This is a genomic window from Pseudomonas sp. Tof1 (genome assembly GCF_055390395.1).
Window position 1 is genome coordinate 5547204 of sequence record NZ_AP024344.1, and the last position, 17140, is coordinate 5564343.

At 65.8% G+C, this 17140-nt stretch carries 13 protein-coding genes and 2 pseudogenes; 4 read left to right on the forward strand and 11 right to left on the reverse strand.

Annotated elements, in window-relative coordinates; genetic code table 11:
* Window positions 1-17: 17 nt before the first annotated feature.
* Both ACZ5KU_RS24920 and ACZ5KU_RS24925 read right to left on the reverse strand, forming a co-directional pair.
* Complete coding sequence (locus ACZ5KU_RS24920; RefSeq protein WP_054056518.1) at window positions 18-1370, reverse strand: GntP family permease; 1353 nt, start codon at window positions 1368-1370, stop codon at window positions 18-20.
* A gap of 97 nt (window positions 1371-1467) precedes the next feature.
* Window positions 1468-1998 (reverse strand): gluconokinase, encoded by a 531-nt coding sequence (locus ACZ5KU_RS24925; protein WP_054061602.1) that lies wholly within the window; start codon window positions 1996-1998, stop codon window positions 1468-1470.
* Window positions 1999-2225: 227 nt separating this feature from the next.
* Between ACZ5KU_RS24925 and gntR the strand changes: the two genes are divergently transcribed.
* The gene (gene gntR, locus ACZ5KU_RS24930) at window positions 2226-3257 is read left to right on the forward strand and encodes an HTH-type transcriptional regulator GntR (RefSeq protein ID WP_464736417.1); all 1032 of its coding nucleotides are present in this window, start codon (window positions 2226-2228) and stop codon (window positions 3255-3257) included.
* 119 nt (window positions 3258-3376) lie between these two features.
* The gene (locus ACZ5KU_RS24935; protein WP_464736418.1) at window positions 3377-4174 is read left to right on the forward strand and encodes an NAD-dependent epimerase/dehydratase family protein; all 798 of its coding nucleotides are present in this window, start codon (window positions 3377-3379) and stop codon (window positions 4172-4174) included.
* On the opposite strand, the gene ACZ5KU_RS24940 is transcribed toward ACZ5KU_RS24935, so the two are convergent.
* On the reverse strand, window positions 4169-5614 hold the full coding sequence (locus tag ACZ5KU_RS24940; RefSeq protein ID WP_054056522.1) for an NAD-dependent succinate-semialdehyde dehydrogenase: 1446 nt from the start codon (window positions 5612-5614) through the stop codon (window positions 4169-4171). The two genes, ACZ5KU_RS24935 and ACZ5KU_RS24940, sit on opposite strands and share 6 nt — an antisense overlap.
* Before the next feature lie 240 nt (window positions 5615-5854).
* Here ACZ5KU_RS24940 and ACZ5KU_RS24945 point away from each other — a divergent pair, with 240 nt between their 5' ends.
* Window positions 5855-6406 carry a hypothetical protein gene (locus ACZ5KU_RS24945; RefSeq protein ID WP_054061604.1) on the forward strand — a complete coding sequence of 184 codons (552 nt, stop codon included), beginning with the start codon at window positions 5855-5857 and terminating at the stop codon, window positions 6404-6406.
* Between the two features lie 157 nt (window positions 6407-6563).
* Here the strand turns inward: ACZ5KU_RS24945 and ACZ5KU_RS24950 are convergent, their stop codons facing one another.
* Window positions 6564-7430 (reverse strand): LysR family transcriptional regulator, encoded by an 867-nt coding sequence (locus ACZ5KU_RS24950; RefSeq protein WP_464736419.1) that lies wholly within the window; start codon window positions 7428-7430, stop codon window positions 6564-6566.
* Between the two features lie 106 nt (window positions 7431-7536).
* Here ACZ5KU_RS24950 and gstA point away from each other — a divergent pair.
* Window positions 7537-8141, forward strand: a pseudogene (gene gstA, locus ACZ5KU_RS24955) (glutathione transferase GstA).
* Window positions 8142-8214: 73 nt separating this feature from the next.
* Here the strand turns inward: gstA and ACZ5KU_RS24960 are convergent.
* The 7 genes and pseudogenes from ACZ5KU_RS24960 to ACZ5KU_RS24990 all read right to left on the reverse strand — a co-directional run bounded on the left by ACZ5KU_RS24960 (window position 8215) and on the right by ACZ5KU_RS24990 (window position 17082).
* On the reverse strand, window positions 8215-9714 hold the full coding sequence (locus tag ACZ5KU_RS24960; protein ID WP_464736420.1) for an aromatic amino acid lyase: 1500 nt from the start codon (window positions 9712-9714) through the stop codon (window positions 8215-8217).
* Window positions 9711-10715 (reverse strand): ornithine cyclodeaminase family protein, encoded by a 1005-nt coding sequence (locus ACZ5KU_RS24965; RefSeq protein ID WP_464736421.1) that lies wholly within the window; start codon window positions 10713-10715, stop codon window positions 9711-9713. Before ACZ5KU_RS24965 ends, ACZ5KU_RS24960 begins: the two co-directional genes overlap by 4 nt.
* Window positions 10716-10739: 24 nt before the next feature.
* On the reverse strand, window positions 10740-11669 hold the full coding sequence (locus ACZ5KU_RS24970) for an aliphatic sulfonate ABC transporter substrate-binding protein (protein WP_054061609.1): 930 nt from the start codon (window positions 11667-11669) through the stop codon (window positions 10740-10742).
* A 13-nt stretch (window positions 11670-11682) separates the two neighbouring features.
* Window positions 11683-12681: pseudogene (locus tag ACZ5KU_RS24975) on the reverse strand (ABC transporter substrate-binding protein); the annotation flags it as partial.
* Window positions 12682-12829: 148 nt separating this feature from the next.
* The gene (locus ACZ5KU_RS24980; RefSeq protein WP_273820312.1) at window positions 12830-15493 is read right to left on the reverse strand and encodes a TonB-dependent receptor plug domain-containing protein; all 2664 of its coding nucleotides are present in this window, start codon (window positions 15491-15493) and stop codon (window positions 12830-12832) included.
* 118 nt (window positions 15494-15611) lie between these two features.
* The gene (locus ACZ5KU_RS24985) at window positions 15612-16571 is read right to left on the reverse strand and encodes a FecR domain-containing protein (protein WP_419735312.1); all 960 of its coding nucleotides are present in this window, start codon (window positions 16569-16571) and stop codon (window positions 15612-15614) included.
* Between the two features lies 1 nt (window position 16572).
* Window positions 16573-17082, reverse strand: coding sequence for a sigma-70 family RNA polymerase sigma factor (locus ACZ5KU_RS24990; RefSeq protein ID WP_273820310.1), 510 nt, complete (start codon window positions 17080-17082; stop codon window positions 16573-16575).
* Between the last annotated feature and the right edge of the window lie 58 nt (window positions 17083-17140).

The following is a 17140-nucleotide window of genomic DNA, read 5'->3' on the forward strand; positions in this document are numbered from 1 at the left end:
CGAGCGTGATCAGTCGATCAGACCACCAGCGACAGCAGCAGGATGAACACCAGCCCCACCACCGACAGGATGGTTTCCATCGCCGTCCAGGTCTTGAAGGTCTCGGTCACGGTCATGTTGAAGTACTGCTTGACCAGCCAGAACCCCGCATCGTTGACGTGAGACAGGATCAGCGAGCCCGCTCCCGTCGCCAGCACCAGCAGCTCACGGTTCACACCGGGAATCAGGTCGACCACCGGCATCACGATCCCGGCACCGGTGATCGTCGCCACCGTGGCCGAGCCCGTTGCCACACGGATCACCGCCGCCACCAGCCAAGCCAGCAGGATCGGCGAGATCTGTGCATTCACCGCGATATGGCCGATCACATCGCCCACGCCGCTGGTCACCAGCATCTGCTTGAAGCCACCACCGGCACCGATGATCAGGATGATCGCCGCAGTCGGCGCCAGGCTCGCATCCAGCAGCTTGAGGATCCGTTTGGAATCCATGCCCTGGCGTTTGCCGAAGGTATATAGCGCCAGCAGCAGGGCCAGCAGCAAGGCGCTGATCGGGTGGCCGATCATGTCCATCCAGAGGCGGAAGAAATGTCCGTCCGGCAGGACAATGTCGGCGAAGGTCTTGAGCAGCATCAGGAACACCGGCAACAGCACGGTCAACAGGGTCACGCTGAAGCTGGGCAAGGTGCTGGACACCGGCTCGCGGGCCAGTTGGTCCACCAGTTCCTGCGATGGATTGCCGGGAATGTGCCGGGCAATGAAGGTGCCGAAGATCGGACCGGCAACGATGGCGGTCGGCAGGGCGACGATCAGCCCGTAGAGAATGGTCTTGCCGATGTCGGCGTTGAACACCCCGATCGCCAGCAGCGGCCCCGGGTGCGGTGGCACCAGGCCATGTACCGCGGACAGGCCGGCCAGCAACGGGATACCGATCTTGATCAGCGACACACCGGTGCGTCGGGCAACGATGAACACCAGCGGAATCAGCAGCACGAAGCCGATCTCGAAGAACAGCGGAATGCCCACCAGGAACGCCGCGAACATCATCGCCCATTGCACCCGCTCCTTGCCGAAGGCGCGAATGAGGGTCTGGGCGATCTGATCGGCACCGCCCGAATCCGACATCATCTTGCCGAGCATGGTCCCCAGCGCGAGGATGATGCCGACGAAGCCCAGCACCCCGCCGAAGCCGTCCTGGAAGGCCTTGATGATCTTGTCCACCGGCATGCCCGAGGTCAGCCCGAGGAAGGCCGAGGCGATGATCAGGGCAATGAAGGGATGTATCTTGAAGCGGGTGATCAGCACGATCAGCCCGATAATCGTGACCACTGCATCGAGCAGCAGGTAGGTCTCGTGGGACAGTCCAAACATGAGGTGTCTCCTGGTTGTTGTTCTTATGGTGTTCGTGAATGTTCGACAGCCCTGGGGACAGCGCTATCTTTTCCGGCCGGGATTTTCGCTCCCGGCATCAGGCAATCCGTTCCAGGCCGTTGTCCCGCCACCAGCGATTGGCCGACTGGGCCAGTTGCTCGACCTCCCGCGTCGCATCGAGCGCCAGGGTCAAGGGTTCGCCCACCGGCGATTCGAGGGCGGCGAACTGGCTGTCGATCAGGGTGCCGGGCATGAAATGGCCAGGGCGATGGTTGACCCGCTCGGCGGCGACCGTCGGAGTCAGTTCGAGAAACACGAAGCCCAGGCCCGGCACGGCGCTACGCAGGCGGTCGCGGTAGCGCAGCTTCAGCGCCGAACAGGTCAGCACCGGGTGCTGGCCGGCCGCCACGGCACGACGCAGCTCGTCGCTCAGCGTATCGAGCCAACCGGCACGGTCTTCATCGTTAAGGGGGATACCGGCGCTCATCTTGGCGATGTTCGCCGCAGGGTGAAAGCTGTCGCCTTCGATCAGGGTGGCAGCGCCGAGCCGGCAGATAGCCTCACCCACGCTGGACTTGCCACAACCGGAAACACCCATGATAACCAGGGCAGTGATGGGTTGACTCATCTAACACCTCAGCACGAAGACAGCGCTGTCTTTGCCAGAGCTCTTGATACTGCAAAAGCAAAGCACAAAACATTCGTTGCCGACGTCTTCTTGTCGTTTTTATCGATTGCCGCGCTACAGCTTGCAGGTGTTACCGAGCGGGTTCAGGCAAACCACGCCCAGCCAATTGCAGGCCCATCGAGACAGCGCTACCTTAGTGCCTCGAATTTTGTTTGGCAAGCCGTCCGATGACCTCCACCAAGAACGACAAGAATACCCGCACCACGGGACGCCCCACCCTCAACGAAGTCGCACGCCTGGCCGGCGTCAGTCCGATCACCGCGTCCCGCGCGCTGCGCGGTATCAGCACAGTGGCCACGGAACTGGTGGAAAAGGTCCAACGGGCGGCTGACGAGCTGAATTACGTGGTCAACCCGGCGGCCCGCGCCCTGGCCTCGGCACAAAGCCATTCGGTGGTGGTGCTGGTGCCGTCGCTGTCCAACCTGCTGTTCATCGATACCCTCGAAGCGATACACAAGGTACTGCGTCCGCGCGGTTTCGAAGTGCTGATCGGCAACTGCCACTATTCCCGTGACGAAGAAGAGAACCTGCTGCGCAACTATCTGGCCTATCAGCCCCGCGGGCTGCTGCTGACCGGCTTCGACCGCTCGGAAAGCGCCCGACGGATGGTCGAGGCCAGCAATGTGCCATGCGTCTACATGATGGACCTCGATCCCGGCGCCGGCGTGAACTGCGTCGGCTTCTCGCAACAGAGCGCCGGTGCCACCGCCGCCGAGCACCTGATCTCCCGGGGCCGCCGGCACCTGGCCTACATCGGCGCCCAGCTGGACCAGCGTACCCTGCTGCGCGGCGAAGGTTTCCGCCAGGCCCTGCAACGGGCCGGGCTCTATGACCCGGACCTGGAACTGCTGACCCCACGCCCATCCTCGGTGGGCCTGGGCGGCGAGCTGTTCCTGCAGATGATGAACAGCCATCCACAGGTCGACGCGATCTTCTTCGGCAACGACGACCTGGCCCAGGGCGCCCTGCTCGAAGCCATGCGCTGCGGCATCAAGGTGCCGGAACAGGTGGCGGTGCTGGGCTTCAACGACCTGCCGGTGTCGGCCTTCATGGTCCCGCGCCTGAGCAGCATCCGCACCCCACGCGAAGCCATCGGCCAACGGGCGGCGGAGCAGTTGCTGCAGCTGATGGCCGGCAATGCGGTGCCCCAGCCGGTGGTGGACATGGGCTTCGAACTGATGGTGCGCGAAAGCAGCTAGGGTCTCGGTGGCCGATTCGCACAAAGCCGATGAGCGGCATGCAAGTTACGGGCGATGGGCTAACGTGAGTGTTCATCAATGGGTCATATTCCGGCCGGAGCGCCGACGAGGAAGCCCGCATGAACCTGCCCAGAGTCCTGCTCACCGGCGCCTGCGGCCGTATCGGCAAGACGTTTTTTCTCGCCAGCAAAGACCGTTACGAGTTCCTGCTCGTCGATCGACACCTGCCGGACTTCCCCATTGGAGAACACCGGTTCGTGCGGCTGGACCTGGATGAAAAGGACTCGTTGCCGTCGCTGCTCGAAGGCATCGACGTGGTCGTGCACCTGGCCTGCTCCCCCCATCTGGACGCCTCCTTCGAAGAGCTGCTGCCCAACAACATCCTCGCCACCACCTACCTGCTGGAGGCCACGGCGAAGGCCGGCTGCCAGCGGCTGGTGTTCGCCAGCAACACCCAGGTCGTCGAAGGCCATGCGCCGGATCGACCGATCACCCCGGACATGCCGGTGATGCCGGCGAGCCTGTACGGCGCCAGCAAATGCTATGGCGAAGCGCTATGCGCGCTGTATGCCAGCCAGCACGGCCTATCGACCATCGTCCTGCGCCTCGGTGTCTTCGGGCTCCCCGACGATCACGACTGGCAGCATACCCGCGAGCTGGGCACTTGGCTCAGCCCGCGCGACGCCGTGCAATTGCTGCAACGGGCCATCGAAGTGCAAGGAGTGCAGCACCTGGTTGCCCACGGGATATCCGACAATCACGGCAAACGCCTCGACCTGGCCGAAACCCGTCGGGTGCTGGGCTACCAGCCGCTGGATGGCAGTTCCCGGGGTTCCCACCCAAACAACCCGAAGCCGGTGATGAGAAACCCTGGCAGTGGAGAGCGGCCACCCAGCTGGATGGCCATCCATTCATAGCGAGTTGACGTAGACCGACTTCGCCACCAGGTAGGGTTCCAGCGCCTCGGGTCCACCTTCGGAGCCGTAGCCCGAATCCTTCACCCCGCCGAACGGCATCTCCGCCCAGGGAGTCATCGCCTGGTTGATCCACAGCATGCCGGCCTCGACCCGCTGGGTCAGCCGGTGCACATTGGCGAACGAACGGGTGAAGGCGTAGGCGGCCAGACCGTAGGGCAGCCGGTTCGCTTCGGCGATGGCCTCGTCGAGCGAGTCGAAGCCCCGCACCGCGGCCACCGGGCCGAACGGTTCATTGTTGAACACGTCCGCCTCCAGCGGCACACCGGACAGGATGGTCGGCGCGAAGAAGTTACCGGTGTTGCCGATCCGCTCGCCACCGGTCTCCAGGCGCGCACCGCTGGCCAGCGCACTCTCGACCACCTGGGTCATGGCACTCAGGCGACGGCCGTTGGCCAGCGCACCGAGGGTGGTGTCGGCCTCCAGGCCGTTGCCGACCTTGAGCGACTGGGCATAACGGACCATCTCCCGGGTGAACTCCTCGCGGATGCTGTTATGCACCAGGAACCGCGTCGGCGAAATGCACACCTGCCCGGCGTTGCGGAACTTGGCCCCGGCCATGGCCTTGACCGCCGCTTCCACGTCGGCATCCTCGGCGATGATCACCGGGGCATGCCCGCCCAGTTCCATCGTCGCCCGCTTCATGTGCTGCCCGGCCAGCGCCGCCAGGTGCTTGCCCACCGGCGTCGAGCCGGTGAAGGTGACCTTGCGCACCACCGGGTGGGCGATCAGGTAGGAGGAAATCTGTGCCGGGTCGCCGAACACCAGCCCGACCACGCCAGGCGGCACGCCGGCATCGACGAACGCGCGCAGCAGGGCCGCCGGCGACGCCGGCGTCTCCTCGGGGGCCTTGACCAGGAAGGAGCAGCCGGTGGCCAGCGCGGCACACAGCTTGCGCACCACCTGGTTGACCGGGAAGTTCCACGGGGTGAAGGCCGCGACCGGGCCGACCGGTTCGCGTACCACGGTCTGCTGCACCGCGACGTTACGCGAGGGCACGACACGACCGTACACACGTCGGCCCTCGTCGGCGAACCACTCGATGATATCCGCAGCGGAATTGACCTCGATCCGCGACTCCGAAAGCGGCTTGCCCTGCTCCTGGGTCAGCAGTTGCGCGATGCCCTCGGCACGCTCGCGAACCAGTTGCGCCGCCTTGCGCATGATCACCGCCCGCTCGTTGGCCGGCACCCAGCGCCATACGTCGAAACCGCGCTGCAGCGCCGCCAGGGCCCGATCCAGATCGGCGATGTCGGCACGGGCGACCTGGCCGATCACCAGGCCGGTGGCCGGGTTCAGCACGTCGAGCGTCTTGCCGTCTTGCGCATCGCACCACTGGCCATCGATCAGCAACTGCGTGTTCACATAGTTCGCTTCGGTCATCGGTTATCTCCCAAATAATCGTTCACGGCGTCGGATGCAGGCTACTGAACGCGCTATCGCCCAGGGCTGCAAGTGAATGTTCAACATGCCAGAGCGGCAAACCCGGCGGCAAGGATTCTCCGCTTTCCGGCCAGCGCCTGCAGGCGTGTATCGCCCAAGGCGTGGAAAAACGGGCTTTGTACCAGCCGGCATACAAATTGCTCGGTGCCTGGGGTCTCTTAACACTCAGGTATTTATCCCATGTTGGTCAATGCCCGTAACAATCCGGTGATCCAACCCACCAACCGTTCGGATCTGGACCCCACCACCGCCGCCAACAACGTGCTGGCCAGCGGCTACGTGCCAACCGCACAGGCCGCCGCCGGCCTCAGCTCGAACCCGACCAGCCAGAACGCCGCCGACAAGGTCGCCGACAACGTCAATGCCGCGTTCGCCAAGACCCGCGTGCACCTGCAGGCCAAGATCCCGGACGTGGCCGCCGCCGCGACCCTCAGCGCCACGCCGCCGACCACCCGCACCGCGCCGTCTGCCACCAGTACCGACAGCGACGCGATGAAGGAATTCAAGGACTACATGAGCAAATCGCCGGCCGAACGCCTGCGCGAGCAGATGCTCAAGGACCAGGGGCTGACCGAGGAAAGCTTCAAGCAGTTGCCGCCCGAGCAGCAGCAGGCGATCAACAACAAGATCGCCGAGCGCATCAAGGAACAGTTCAACGCCCAGACCGAGAAGAACAGCCCCAACCCGGTCGAGAAGCAGGTGGCCAGCGCGTTCCTCACCAGCAATAGCTGATCGGACCGCGGTGGCCGGCTTGTCCGCGAAGGGCCCCGAGGCCGCCAACAGCTTCGCGGACCAGTCCGGTTCCTGCAGTGGCGGTGCCTGGCGCAGATGGAGCGTACGCCCGCTTTCGCTCACCCGCCAGGGCCGCTGATTGATGAACCCGGCGGGGTCATTCCAGCATCTCGAACAACGCCGTCACGGCCGCGCCCTGGCTTGTCGTCGGGCACGCCACCAGGGCGAACCGGCGCTCTACCGGTACTTCCAGCGGCAGCACCCGCAGCCCCCGGCGCTCCTTCGGTAGCGTCAGTTCCGGCACCAGGCTCACGCCAAGCCCCTCGCGCACCAGCGCGAAGGCGCTGCTCCACTCCCGCACTTCGACCCGTACATCCGCGAGCGGCAGGCCGGCCTCGGCCGCGAGGCTGCGGGCGTTGACCGTGCACCCCCCGGTCGCCAGCACAAAGGGTTCGGCCACCAGTTCCGCGAGGCTGACCCGGCCCTCGGGGCCACGGGCCGCCAGGCGGTGCCCCAGGGGCACCACCGCGACCCAGCGATCGCGCCCCAGCTCATGGGCCACGCGCCCCGGCTCCGGGTTGAGGACCACGCCGACATCCACCAGATCAGCGGCGAGCATGGCCTCGACCTCATGGTCGCTGACCTCCAGCGCGACCACCTCAATGCCCGGATGGCGCTGGCGGAAACGCTGCAGCAAGGGTGGCAGCAAGCTGCTCAGGACCATGGGAAAACTCGCCAGGCGGATGGTGCCTCCGGTCAATCCGCAGGCACTGTCGACCCGCTGGCGAATGGTCTGCAGGGCCCCCAGCATCAGCCGCGCCTGCTCCAGCACCTGCAACCCGATCGCCGTCGGCACCGCCTGGCGCGCCTCACGCACGAACAGTTGTACGCCGAGCGTTTCCTCCATACCGGCCAGGGCCTGGCTGGCCGCCGACTGGGTCATGCCGACCTGCTCGGCGGCGCGGCTGATGGTGCCGCTGTCGAGCACCGCCACCAGCAGACGCCAGTGCACCAGATTCATCATTCCAGTAGCTGTCCTTATGGCACGTTTCTGAAGGATCGATTTTACCCGGACTGCAGACGCAGACGAGACTGTCGCCACTGTGTTTTCCCCCTGGAGTCCATCGCCCATGAAGTTGTACTACGCTCCTGAAACCTGCTCCCTGGCCCCTCATATCGTGCTCCGCGAACTCGGCTTGCCGTTCGAACGGGTGCGGGTCGACAACCGCAGCAAGCTCACCGAGCACGGTGACGATTTCCGCCGCATCAACCCCAAGGGCTATGTGGCGGCGCTGCAACTGGACAACGGCGAGGTGCTGACCGAGGGGGCGGCCATCCTGCAGTTTCTCGCCGACCTCAGGCCCGAGGCTGGGCTGGCGCCACCCCATGGCAGTTGGCAACGGGTGCGCCTGCAGGAGTGGCTGAACTTTCTCGGCAGCGAGATCCACGGGACCATGGGGCCGTTGTTCAACGTGACGATCCCGAGGAGGTCAAGGCGATCTTCCGCACACGGCTGTTCCAGCGCTTCGACTTGCTGGAAAACACCCTGGCGAAGCAGGACTATCTGCTCGAAGGCGACTTCAGCGTGGCGGATGCCTATCTGTTCACGGTGATGCGCTGGAACCGTTTCTTCGCCATCGACCTGGCGCCCTGGCCGGCCCTGGTGCGCTTCATGACACGGATTGGCGAACGGCCTAACGTCAAGCTGGCGCTGGAGGTCGAGTCGGCGCCGTGATATTCCCCTTGCGGGAGAGGGCCGGGCGGCGCTCCGCTTGCGGGCGATAGCGCCGATTCGACCGACACAAGACTCACGACCTGCGCAGCTCCGGCCACCTCCGGCTCTCGATCAACGCCAGCAATGCCTGCACATCCCAGGCGCCCGGCCGGTCCGTCTCCAGCCGGGCCACCTGGCTGCGCACCGCCCGATGGATCCCGGCGGTCCCCTGCCCCAGGCGCACATCGCCACGCAGGTCCACCGCCTGGGCGGCGGCGATCAGTTCGATGGCCGCCTGGGTTTGCACCAGGCGCACCAGTTCGCGGGTCTTGTCGATCACCGCCAACGCCTGCCCGGCATAATCCTCCACCCGATCCGCCACCGCGATACACACGGCCGGCAACGGATTGGCCAGGTGCCCGATCTGCGCCAGCAGCGCCGCCGAAGTCCGCTGCAACGCCGCCAGCCCGACATGCCCCGGCGTCTCGATCAGAAAGCGCGGCAGCTCGCTGGAGGCCGGCGACAACAACTTCGCCAGGCGCTCCGCCGAGCACGCCGCCAGGCGACTGAAAGCCAGGCCCAGACCCTCACTTGCCAGTGCCAGATGGGTACTGTCGAAATTGCCATTGGCCAGTACCTGTCCATCCTCGACCACCAACGCCGGATTGTCGGCACCGCTCGCCAGCTCCGTCGCCAGTGTGTCGCGCAACTGTTGCCAGGCCTGCCGGGCAGCGCCCTGAACCTGCGCGGCACAGCGAAAACTCAGTGGGTCCTGCAAGCGTCGCGCGGCCTGTGGCTGCGTCAGCTCACCACCTTCGAACAGCGCCAGCAACAACGCCGCCTGTGCGGCGTGCCCACTGACCGGATGCAGTTGCGCGGCCCGCGGCCGGAACGGGCCGAGATTGGCCCGGTAGCCCTCACAGGACAAAGCCAGTGCCGCCAGCAACGAGTCCAGCGCCCGGTCCGCCTCGTCCAGCAGCAAGCTGCCGAGTCCGAGGCTCGCCGCATTGGCCGAGACCAGCGCCAGGCCATCCTTGCCGGACAACGCCGGCACCGCCAGGCCGCATTCGGCCAGTGCCTGCGCCGCCGGCACGCGCTGCCCGCGCCACTGCACCCAGCCTTCGCCGAGCAGCCCGAGACTCAGGTGCGCCAGCGGTGCCAGGTCGCTTTCGCCGAGCGAACCGGTCAACGGAATCTCCGGGCAGATATCGGCGTCGAGCAACGCCAGCAGTGCCTCTGCCGTCGCCAGGGAAATGCCCGAACGCCCCTCGGCCAACCCGGCCAGGCGAGCCGCGGCGATAGCCCGAACCTCCTCGCGACTGGCCAGGCGTCCGACCCCGACCGCACGCCCCAAGGCAATGCGTGGCTGCCGCCGCGGGTCATCCGTCGGCAGGCGCAGATCCACCGCCGCGCCAAGGCCGGTGGTGACGCCATAGATCGCCGCACCCGCCTCGGCCCGGGCCAGCAACAAGCGGTGGGACTGGTCGATCCGCTGGCGCGCCGGCTCGCCCAGGCGCAGTGCGGCGGTACCCCGGGCAACCCGTAGCAGGTCCTGCACAGACAACGGTCGCTCACCCAGTTCGATGGCCGTCATGCGAAACGCAACCGCTGGCCGATCCCCAGCCTGGCCGCCTTGCGCAACAGCGCATGGCCCAGGGCGATATCGCTCAGGCTCAGCCCGCGATGCCAGAACAGAATACGTTCCCCGGGGCTCTGTCGACCGTTCTTCAAGCCGGCGACGATCTGCCCCAACTCCGCATGCAGGGTCTGTTCACTGAGCTTGCCCGCCTCGACATGGGCTCGCAGCGCACCGAACAGACCGCCTTTGCACTGGCCCCAGTCGTCGACCACCAGCTTGTCCATGATATCGGTCAGCGACAGCTCCACCGCGCTCATGGTGCCGTAGGGCACGACGAAGGCGCCGGGCTTGATCCACTCGGTGCGCAACAGCGGTTGCGGCTGGTCCAGGCGCGAGGCCTCGACCACGATATCGGCTCCGCGCACCGTGCTTTCCCAGTCGTGGGTGACCGTCACCGGCTTGCCAAGATCGCGACGCAGGCGTTCGGCGAAAGCCTCGCGGCTTTCCTCGCGACGCGAATGCACACGGATCTCGTCGAAGTCGAACAGGTGATCGAGCAGTCGCACGTTCCAGTAGGCGGTGCCCCGTGCGCCGATGTGCCCGAGCACCTTGCTGTCGGGACGGGCCAGGTACTTGGCACCGATGGCCGTCACCGCGCCGGTGCGCATGTCGGTGATCGCCGAGGCATCGAGAATCGCCTTCGGCACCCCGGTGGCCGGGTCCATCAGGTTGAGGATCGCCAGTTCCGACGGCAGGCCCTGACGATAGTTGTCGACGAAATCGCCGACCACCTTGACCCCGGCATAGCCGATATCGCCACCCAGCACACCACGCAGGATATTGAAGTGCCCCTTGATCGCGCCACCGGGAATCAGGTGGGTACGCGGTTCGATCACCGCTTCGCCGCGGCCCTGGATCGCCAGGCTGGCTTCGATGGCGTCGAGAATTTCGTCATTGCCCAGGTCCAGGGCGTCGATGTCCGGACCGTTGAGAAAGTCGATGTAAACAGGTTGCATGGAAGGTGTTTTCCTCTGCTGGGCTCATTCGGCCTTGAACACGTTCTGCTGCACCTTGATCGACTTGGGCACCAGGTGATTGGCGAAAAACAGGTCGGCGGTACGCTGCTGGTTATCGACGGTGGCCTGGTCGATGGCGCGCAGCGGTACCCGCGAGCGATGCTCGAAGTAACGCTGGACCACCGGCCGTTGCAGGCCGAGGGCCTGGGTCATCAGGTCGATGCTCGCATCAGGCTGGTCGAAGGACACCTGCTGGCCCTGGCCGATGGCCTTGAGGATGGGCGCGATGCTTTGCGGGTAATGGCGGGCGAACGCGCCACTGGCGATGTACAGCGAACCGCCGGAGTTGAGCCCCTGGCCGTCGCTGAGCAGGCGCGCGCTGCCATCGAGCAGGGCCGCGGAGTAGTATGGGTCCCAGATCACCCAGGCATCCAGCTTGCCCTGTTCGAAGGCCGCCCGGGCATCGGCCGGCGACAGGTAGACCAGGTTCACGTCGCTGAGCTTGAGGCCGGCCTTGCCCAGGCTCTTGAGGAACAGGTTGTGCGCGCTGGAGCCCTTGAGCAGCGCGACACGCTTGCCCTTGAGACCCGCCACGTCCTGCACGTCGCTGGCCTTGGGCACGATGATCGCCTCGGTCTGGCCATCGGTGGGTTCGATGCCGATGTAGACGAAATCGATACCGGCGACCTGGGCGAAGATCGGCGGGATATCGCCAATGTTGCCTACATCCAGGCTACCGCCGTTGAGCGCTTCGATCAGTTGCGGACCGCCCGGGAATTCGACCCATTGCACCTGGGTGCCGGGCAGGGCCTTTTCCAGCAGCTTGTGCTCGCGGGCCAGGACCATGCTCACCGAACTCTTCTGGTAACCGATCCGCAGGGTAGCGGGCTCGGCAGCCTGGGCCAGTTGGCTCAGCAGGACCAGGGACAAGGCCAGCCAGATTCGCTTGAGCATCACAGGGCCCCTTGACGCGTTCGGCAACGGCAGCGGGTACCCACTGGCTCCAGACCTGCGGCTGTTCACGCAGGAAGGTGGTCGCTACCGCCCGCGGCGCCAGGCGCTTCTCGCTCATCTGCGCCAGGGTGCGGTTGAGCAGGTCGATGGGCAGGTCGACCTTCTCGAACACCTCGACCAACTCCGGGTACTGCTGTTTGAAAGCGGCGGAAACACCAATCGCCAGATGCGCCGGCAGCGAGCGGGTGCCACGTGGATGCGGGTTGCTGGCATCGGCCAGGGTCTTCCAGGCCTCGGCGTCGAAGGGTGGCTCCTCCAGCTTGACCAGATTGAAGCGCCCCAGCAGCGGGGTGGGCGACCAGTAGTAGAACAGCACCGGCTTGCCGCGCTTGACCGCGGAGCTGACCTCGGCGTCCAGCGCCGCGCCGGAACCGGTGCGGAAGTTGACGAAGCTGTCGCTCAGGCCGTAGGCCTTGATCTTCTGGCTGTTGACGATTTCCGAAGTCCAGCCGGTGGGGCTGTTGAGGAAACGGCCGCGGGACGGGTCTTCCGGGTCGGCGAACACGTCCTTGTAGCGTGGCAGGTCGGCCACCGACCTGAGATCCGGCGCCAGCGGCCTGATACCCCGCGCCGGGTCACCCTTGATCACGTATTCCGGTACCCACCAGCCTTCGGTGGCCCCCTTGACGGTATCGCCGAGGCCGAACACCTTGCCTTCGCTTTCGGCCTTGACCCAGGCCGGGCTGCGACCGGCCCATTCCTCACCGATCACCTGGATATCGTTCTTCGCCAGGGCGGCCTCCAGGCTCACGGTACTGCCGGGCAGGGTGTCGGTCGGATAGCCGTAGCCTTTCTCGACGATCAGCCGCAGCACCTCGGTGATCAGGCTGCCGCTTTCCCAGGTGATGTCACCGAAATGGATGGGGGGCGGCTGGTCGGCGGCGGGGGCCTGTTGGGCCAGCAGGCTCAGTGCCAGCAGCGAGCTGCCGAGCAGGGTCTTGATGGATGTCATGGTCACCTCGTGGTGGTCTGGTTTTCATGTGGTGGGTTCAAGCAAAACAGCCTGGTGGAATGTTCGGTGTGGGAGCGGCTCTGCCCGCGAACGGGCCCTTCTGGCCAACAACAGCTTCGCGGGCAGGCCCGCTCCCACAGAGCACACCTCAGAAGTCATAACTCAGGCGCGTGTAGTAGAAGGTTCCCTCCGGCGCCGCCGGCGACAGGTAGCTGTACTGCTGGCCCGGCGTCTGGCGCAGTTGCCTGTTGAAGTCATCCGGCGTACTGCCGAACAGGTTGTTGGCACCGACCGACACCCGCAGTTGCCGGGTGAACGCGTAATTCACGTCCAGGTCGGTGGTCCATTGCGCGGAGAAGGTCTGGTCGTATCGGGCGTTGGCGGCGGAGGCCGCGTATTTGCGGTATTCGCCATAACGGGTCTCGTTCAGGGCGATGGTCCACGGGCCGTAACGGTGGGTCGCGCCGAGTACCAGCTTGTCCTGCGGATAGCCATGTTCGAGGAAGCCACGGGCCTCGCGGGTCAACACGTCGAAACCGTAGGGGTTCTCGTTGACCCGCTCGATGATGGTCCGGGCCCTGGTATAGCCGGCGCTCAGGCTCAGAGCGCCGTAGCGCTGCAGGTCGAGGTTGTACTTGCCGACGATATCGACGCCACGGGTACGGGTGTCGGCGGCATTGGTCATGAACTGCGCCCAGGTGTACTGGCCGTAGCCGGCGGCCTGGAGAATCTGCTCGGCCCGCGGTCCGGAAATGCCGCCGCTGTAGAGCAGCCGATCACGGATGCTGATCTGGTAGGCATCGATGGTCAGCGAGGCCTGCTCGCTTGGCCGCAGCACCAGTCCCAGGGAGAAGTTGGTGGACTTCTCCGGTTTCAGCGGCTGGGCACCGAGGGCGCGGGCGGCCGGGTTGTCGGCCGGCAGCATGCGCGTCAGCACCGGGTTGCCATTGCTGTCGACGTTGGTCGTGGTGGTCCAGGAGGTACCGATCTGGCCCAGGGTTGGGGCGCGATAGGCATTGTTGAGGGTCGCCCGCAGACCGACCTGCGGGGTGAAGTCGTAACGCGCCGAGACCTTGCCGGTGGTGGCCGAACCGAAGTCCGAGTAGTGCTCGGTGCGCCCGGCCAGGCCGAACTGCAATTGGTCGGTGAGCTGGTTCTCCAGGCCGAAGTACACCCCGCCGACATCGCGACTGTAGGTTCCGGCATCGTCCGGGGTCAGCCCCGAAGCCTGCACCGCGCCGACCTGCACGCCGTTGATTCCGCCAAACGAGTAGGAAGAGGCATCGCCCGCCTCCAGCCGATAGCGCTCGTTGCGATAGGCGATGCCGGCAGACAGGGTCAGCGGATGACTCGACCAGTCGACATCCAGATCCTTGGCGTAATCGAGGCCCAGGTTGGTCTGCTCGTTGATCAGCGTCGCCACCTCGAACTTGGTCGGGCTGTTGGCGCCGAAACTCGGGTTGACGGTGTTGAAAGCGAGTTCGTCATGGGTGTCGCGGCCATAGGTGGCACTGAGGTCGAAGCGGCCGAGGCTGGCGTCCTCGTAGCGGCTGCCGACGGTCAGCGCACCATCCTCGTAGCGGTAGCGATACTTCGGGATAGTGCCGTTGGGGTAGATCGCCGCGACGTTGTTCGGGTTGCCCGCCAGCAGCGGTGGCGTGTTGTTGACCGAGGTGTCCTGGCCGAAGGTGGCGAAGCTGTAAAGCCGCCATTGGTCGTCCAGGCCGATCTCGGCATTCGCCACCAGGTTGTACTTGTTGCGTCCGGCACCGCCCCAGCGCGGGTCCTGCTCGCGACCATCGGCCACATACTTGTCGCCGATATCGTCGGGTCGGTTGTTCAGGCTGTTGAAGCTCAGGGTCAGGAAACCGTCTCCCGGCAGGCCGAGGCCGTACCAGCCGTCGGCGGTCTTGCTCAGGCCGTCACCCTGGGCGTACTTGCCGACCTGGGTATTGAGCTGGCCGCCGCTGTCGCGCTCCTTGAGCACGATGTTGATCACCCCGGCCACCGCGTCGGAACCATATTGCGCCGAGGCGCCGTCACGCAGCACTTCGATATGGTCGATGGCGCTGAGCGGGATCATGTCGAGGTCCACCGGCTGGGCGCCAATGAACGGCACGCCACCGGAAATGTTCACCACCGCCGAGGCATGCCGGCGCTTGCCGTTGATCAGCACCAGCGTCTGGTCCGGCGCCAGGCCGCGCAGCGAGGCGCCCTTGGGATTCTGCCCACGGGTCGCGCTCTGGTTCTGCGGGTAGTTGAACGAGGGCAGCAACTGGAACAGCGCCTGGTTGAGACTGGTGGCGCCGGTCTGTTTGAGTTCCGTGCTGCTGATCACGTCCACCGGCGCGGCACTGGTCAGCGCCGTGGCATCGCTGCGGCGGGTACCGAGGGCGATCACCCGGTCGAGGGTCGGTGCAGCCGCCTCGCGCTCATGGCTCTTGTCGTTGGACGCAGCACCGGTCTGGGCCGGCTTGCCACCTTCCTGGATGATGAACGCACCGTCCGGGCTGACCTGCAGTTGCAGGCCGGTCCCCAGCAACGCTGCGCTGACCGCCTGCCGGGCCGAGAGAGAACCGTCGACCCGGGCCGAGGAGTAGTTGCTCAACTGCGGCGTGAAGGAAATCACCTGGCCGCTTTGCCGGCTGATGTTCAGCAACACCTCGTCCAGCGGACCCGGCGCGATGTGATAGACCTGCCGGCTGTCCTCGGCCGCCTGGGCCCCGGCGGCCAGCAACAGGCTGGCGAGCGGGCCCAGGGCCAGGCTGCGAAATGGATGACGCAACGATGTCGTGGTGTTGAACGAACGCAAGATGACTCCCCCCATGGAATCGAACCACGCTGCTCCCTCGGCAGCGCTTACGGGAGTGATGTGCAGTGACCGGAGAAAAACTTGCAGACCCTTTGGTTATGGCCTTAGAACCAGGCCGCTAGGCCGGGCCCAAGGTCACCCACAGATCGGTATGGCGGGCGACGCGGATCGGCAGCGTGCGGGCCAGGGTGTCGAGGGTCTGTTCCGGCCGGTCCAGCCGGAACAGGCCGCTGACCCGCAGCGGCGCAATCGCCGGATCGAGACGCAGCACCCCGGCCCGCCAGGGCCGCAGGGCGTCGATCACCTCGCCGAGAGGGGCATCGCGCACTTCCAGCAGACCGTCGACCCAGGCCGTGGCACCCTTGGGGCTGGGGCGTACCGAACCGAAGCGGTAGCGGTCATAGGACACCTCGTGACCACCCGGCAATTGCAGGCGCTCACCGGCCGGACCGAAGATGTCCACGGTTCCACCCAGGGCGACGACATGCCCCAGGCCGTCGCGCTCACGGAGCAGCAAGCGATTGCCGTAGGCCTGCACCCGCGCTTGCGGCGCCTGGATGACAAAGGGTCGCCCGGCATCGGTGGCGACCCTGGCCAGCAGCTCGCCATCGAGCAGGCGGATGCGCCGCTGCTGGCGGTCGAAATCGATATCCGCGGCACTGCGGGCGTTGAGCTGCAGTTCGCTGCCGTCGGGTAGTTCGAGGCTGCGCCGTTCGGCGGTGCCGGTGCGCAGGTCGGCGGTCAGTTCGGCCAGCGACGCTGCGCTCCCTCCCAGCAGCAGGCCGGTACCCACCAACGCCCCGACGCCCAGCAATGCGCCCTGCAGCAGCCGGCGCCGACCGGTTGGGACCGTCAGTGCCCGTTGCAGCAGTTCTCCTCGGATGCCCTGGTCGATGGGGATCTGGAATACCCCCAGACGGGTTTCCAACTGCGTGCAGAGTTGTTCGTGGCGCGGGTCCTGGCTGCGCCATTGCTGATAGGCGCGCCGGTCGGCCTCGCTGGCATGGCCGGAGCGCAACTGGACGATCCAGCGCACGGCCTCGTCGATCAACGGGTCGGATTCCTGTTCCTGGCTCATCTCAATCGAGCCTCGCCCGCAGGCAACGGTTGAGCGCGCGAGCCATGTAATCGCTGACCGAGCGCTGGGAAATACCCAGTTCGGCGGCGATCTCGGGATAGGTCAGGCCATTGACCTGAGAGAGCAGGAAGGTCGCCTTGACCTTGTCCGGCAACCCGCCGAGCAGACGGTCGATGCGCTCCAGCGCCTCGAGCATCTGCGCCAGGTCCTCGGGCGATGGCACCGGTACTTCGGCGTCCTGTTGCAAGGCATCGAGATAGGCCCGCTCCAGATCGCGGCGGCGCCAGAGCTGGTACATCAGCCGTTGCGCGATGGTGGTCAACAGGGCGCGGGGCTGGCGAATCGGCAGGCCATTGGCGGCCACCAGCAGTTGGACGAAGGTGTCGGCGGCAATGTCTTCGGCACTGGCGCTGGAGTCGAGATGACGGCGCAGGCGGCCGCAGAGCCAGTCGTAATGGCTGCGGAACAATCCGCCCACATAGTCGCTGTGAGGTGTGTCGGCGCCGGACATAGTGGCTCCTGGAAAAAGAGTTGCGCTATATGTCCGGTGGTCCGGTGGCGGGATGCTA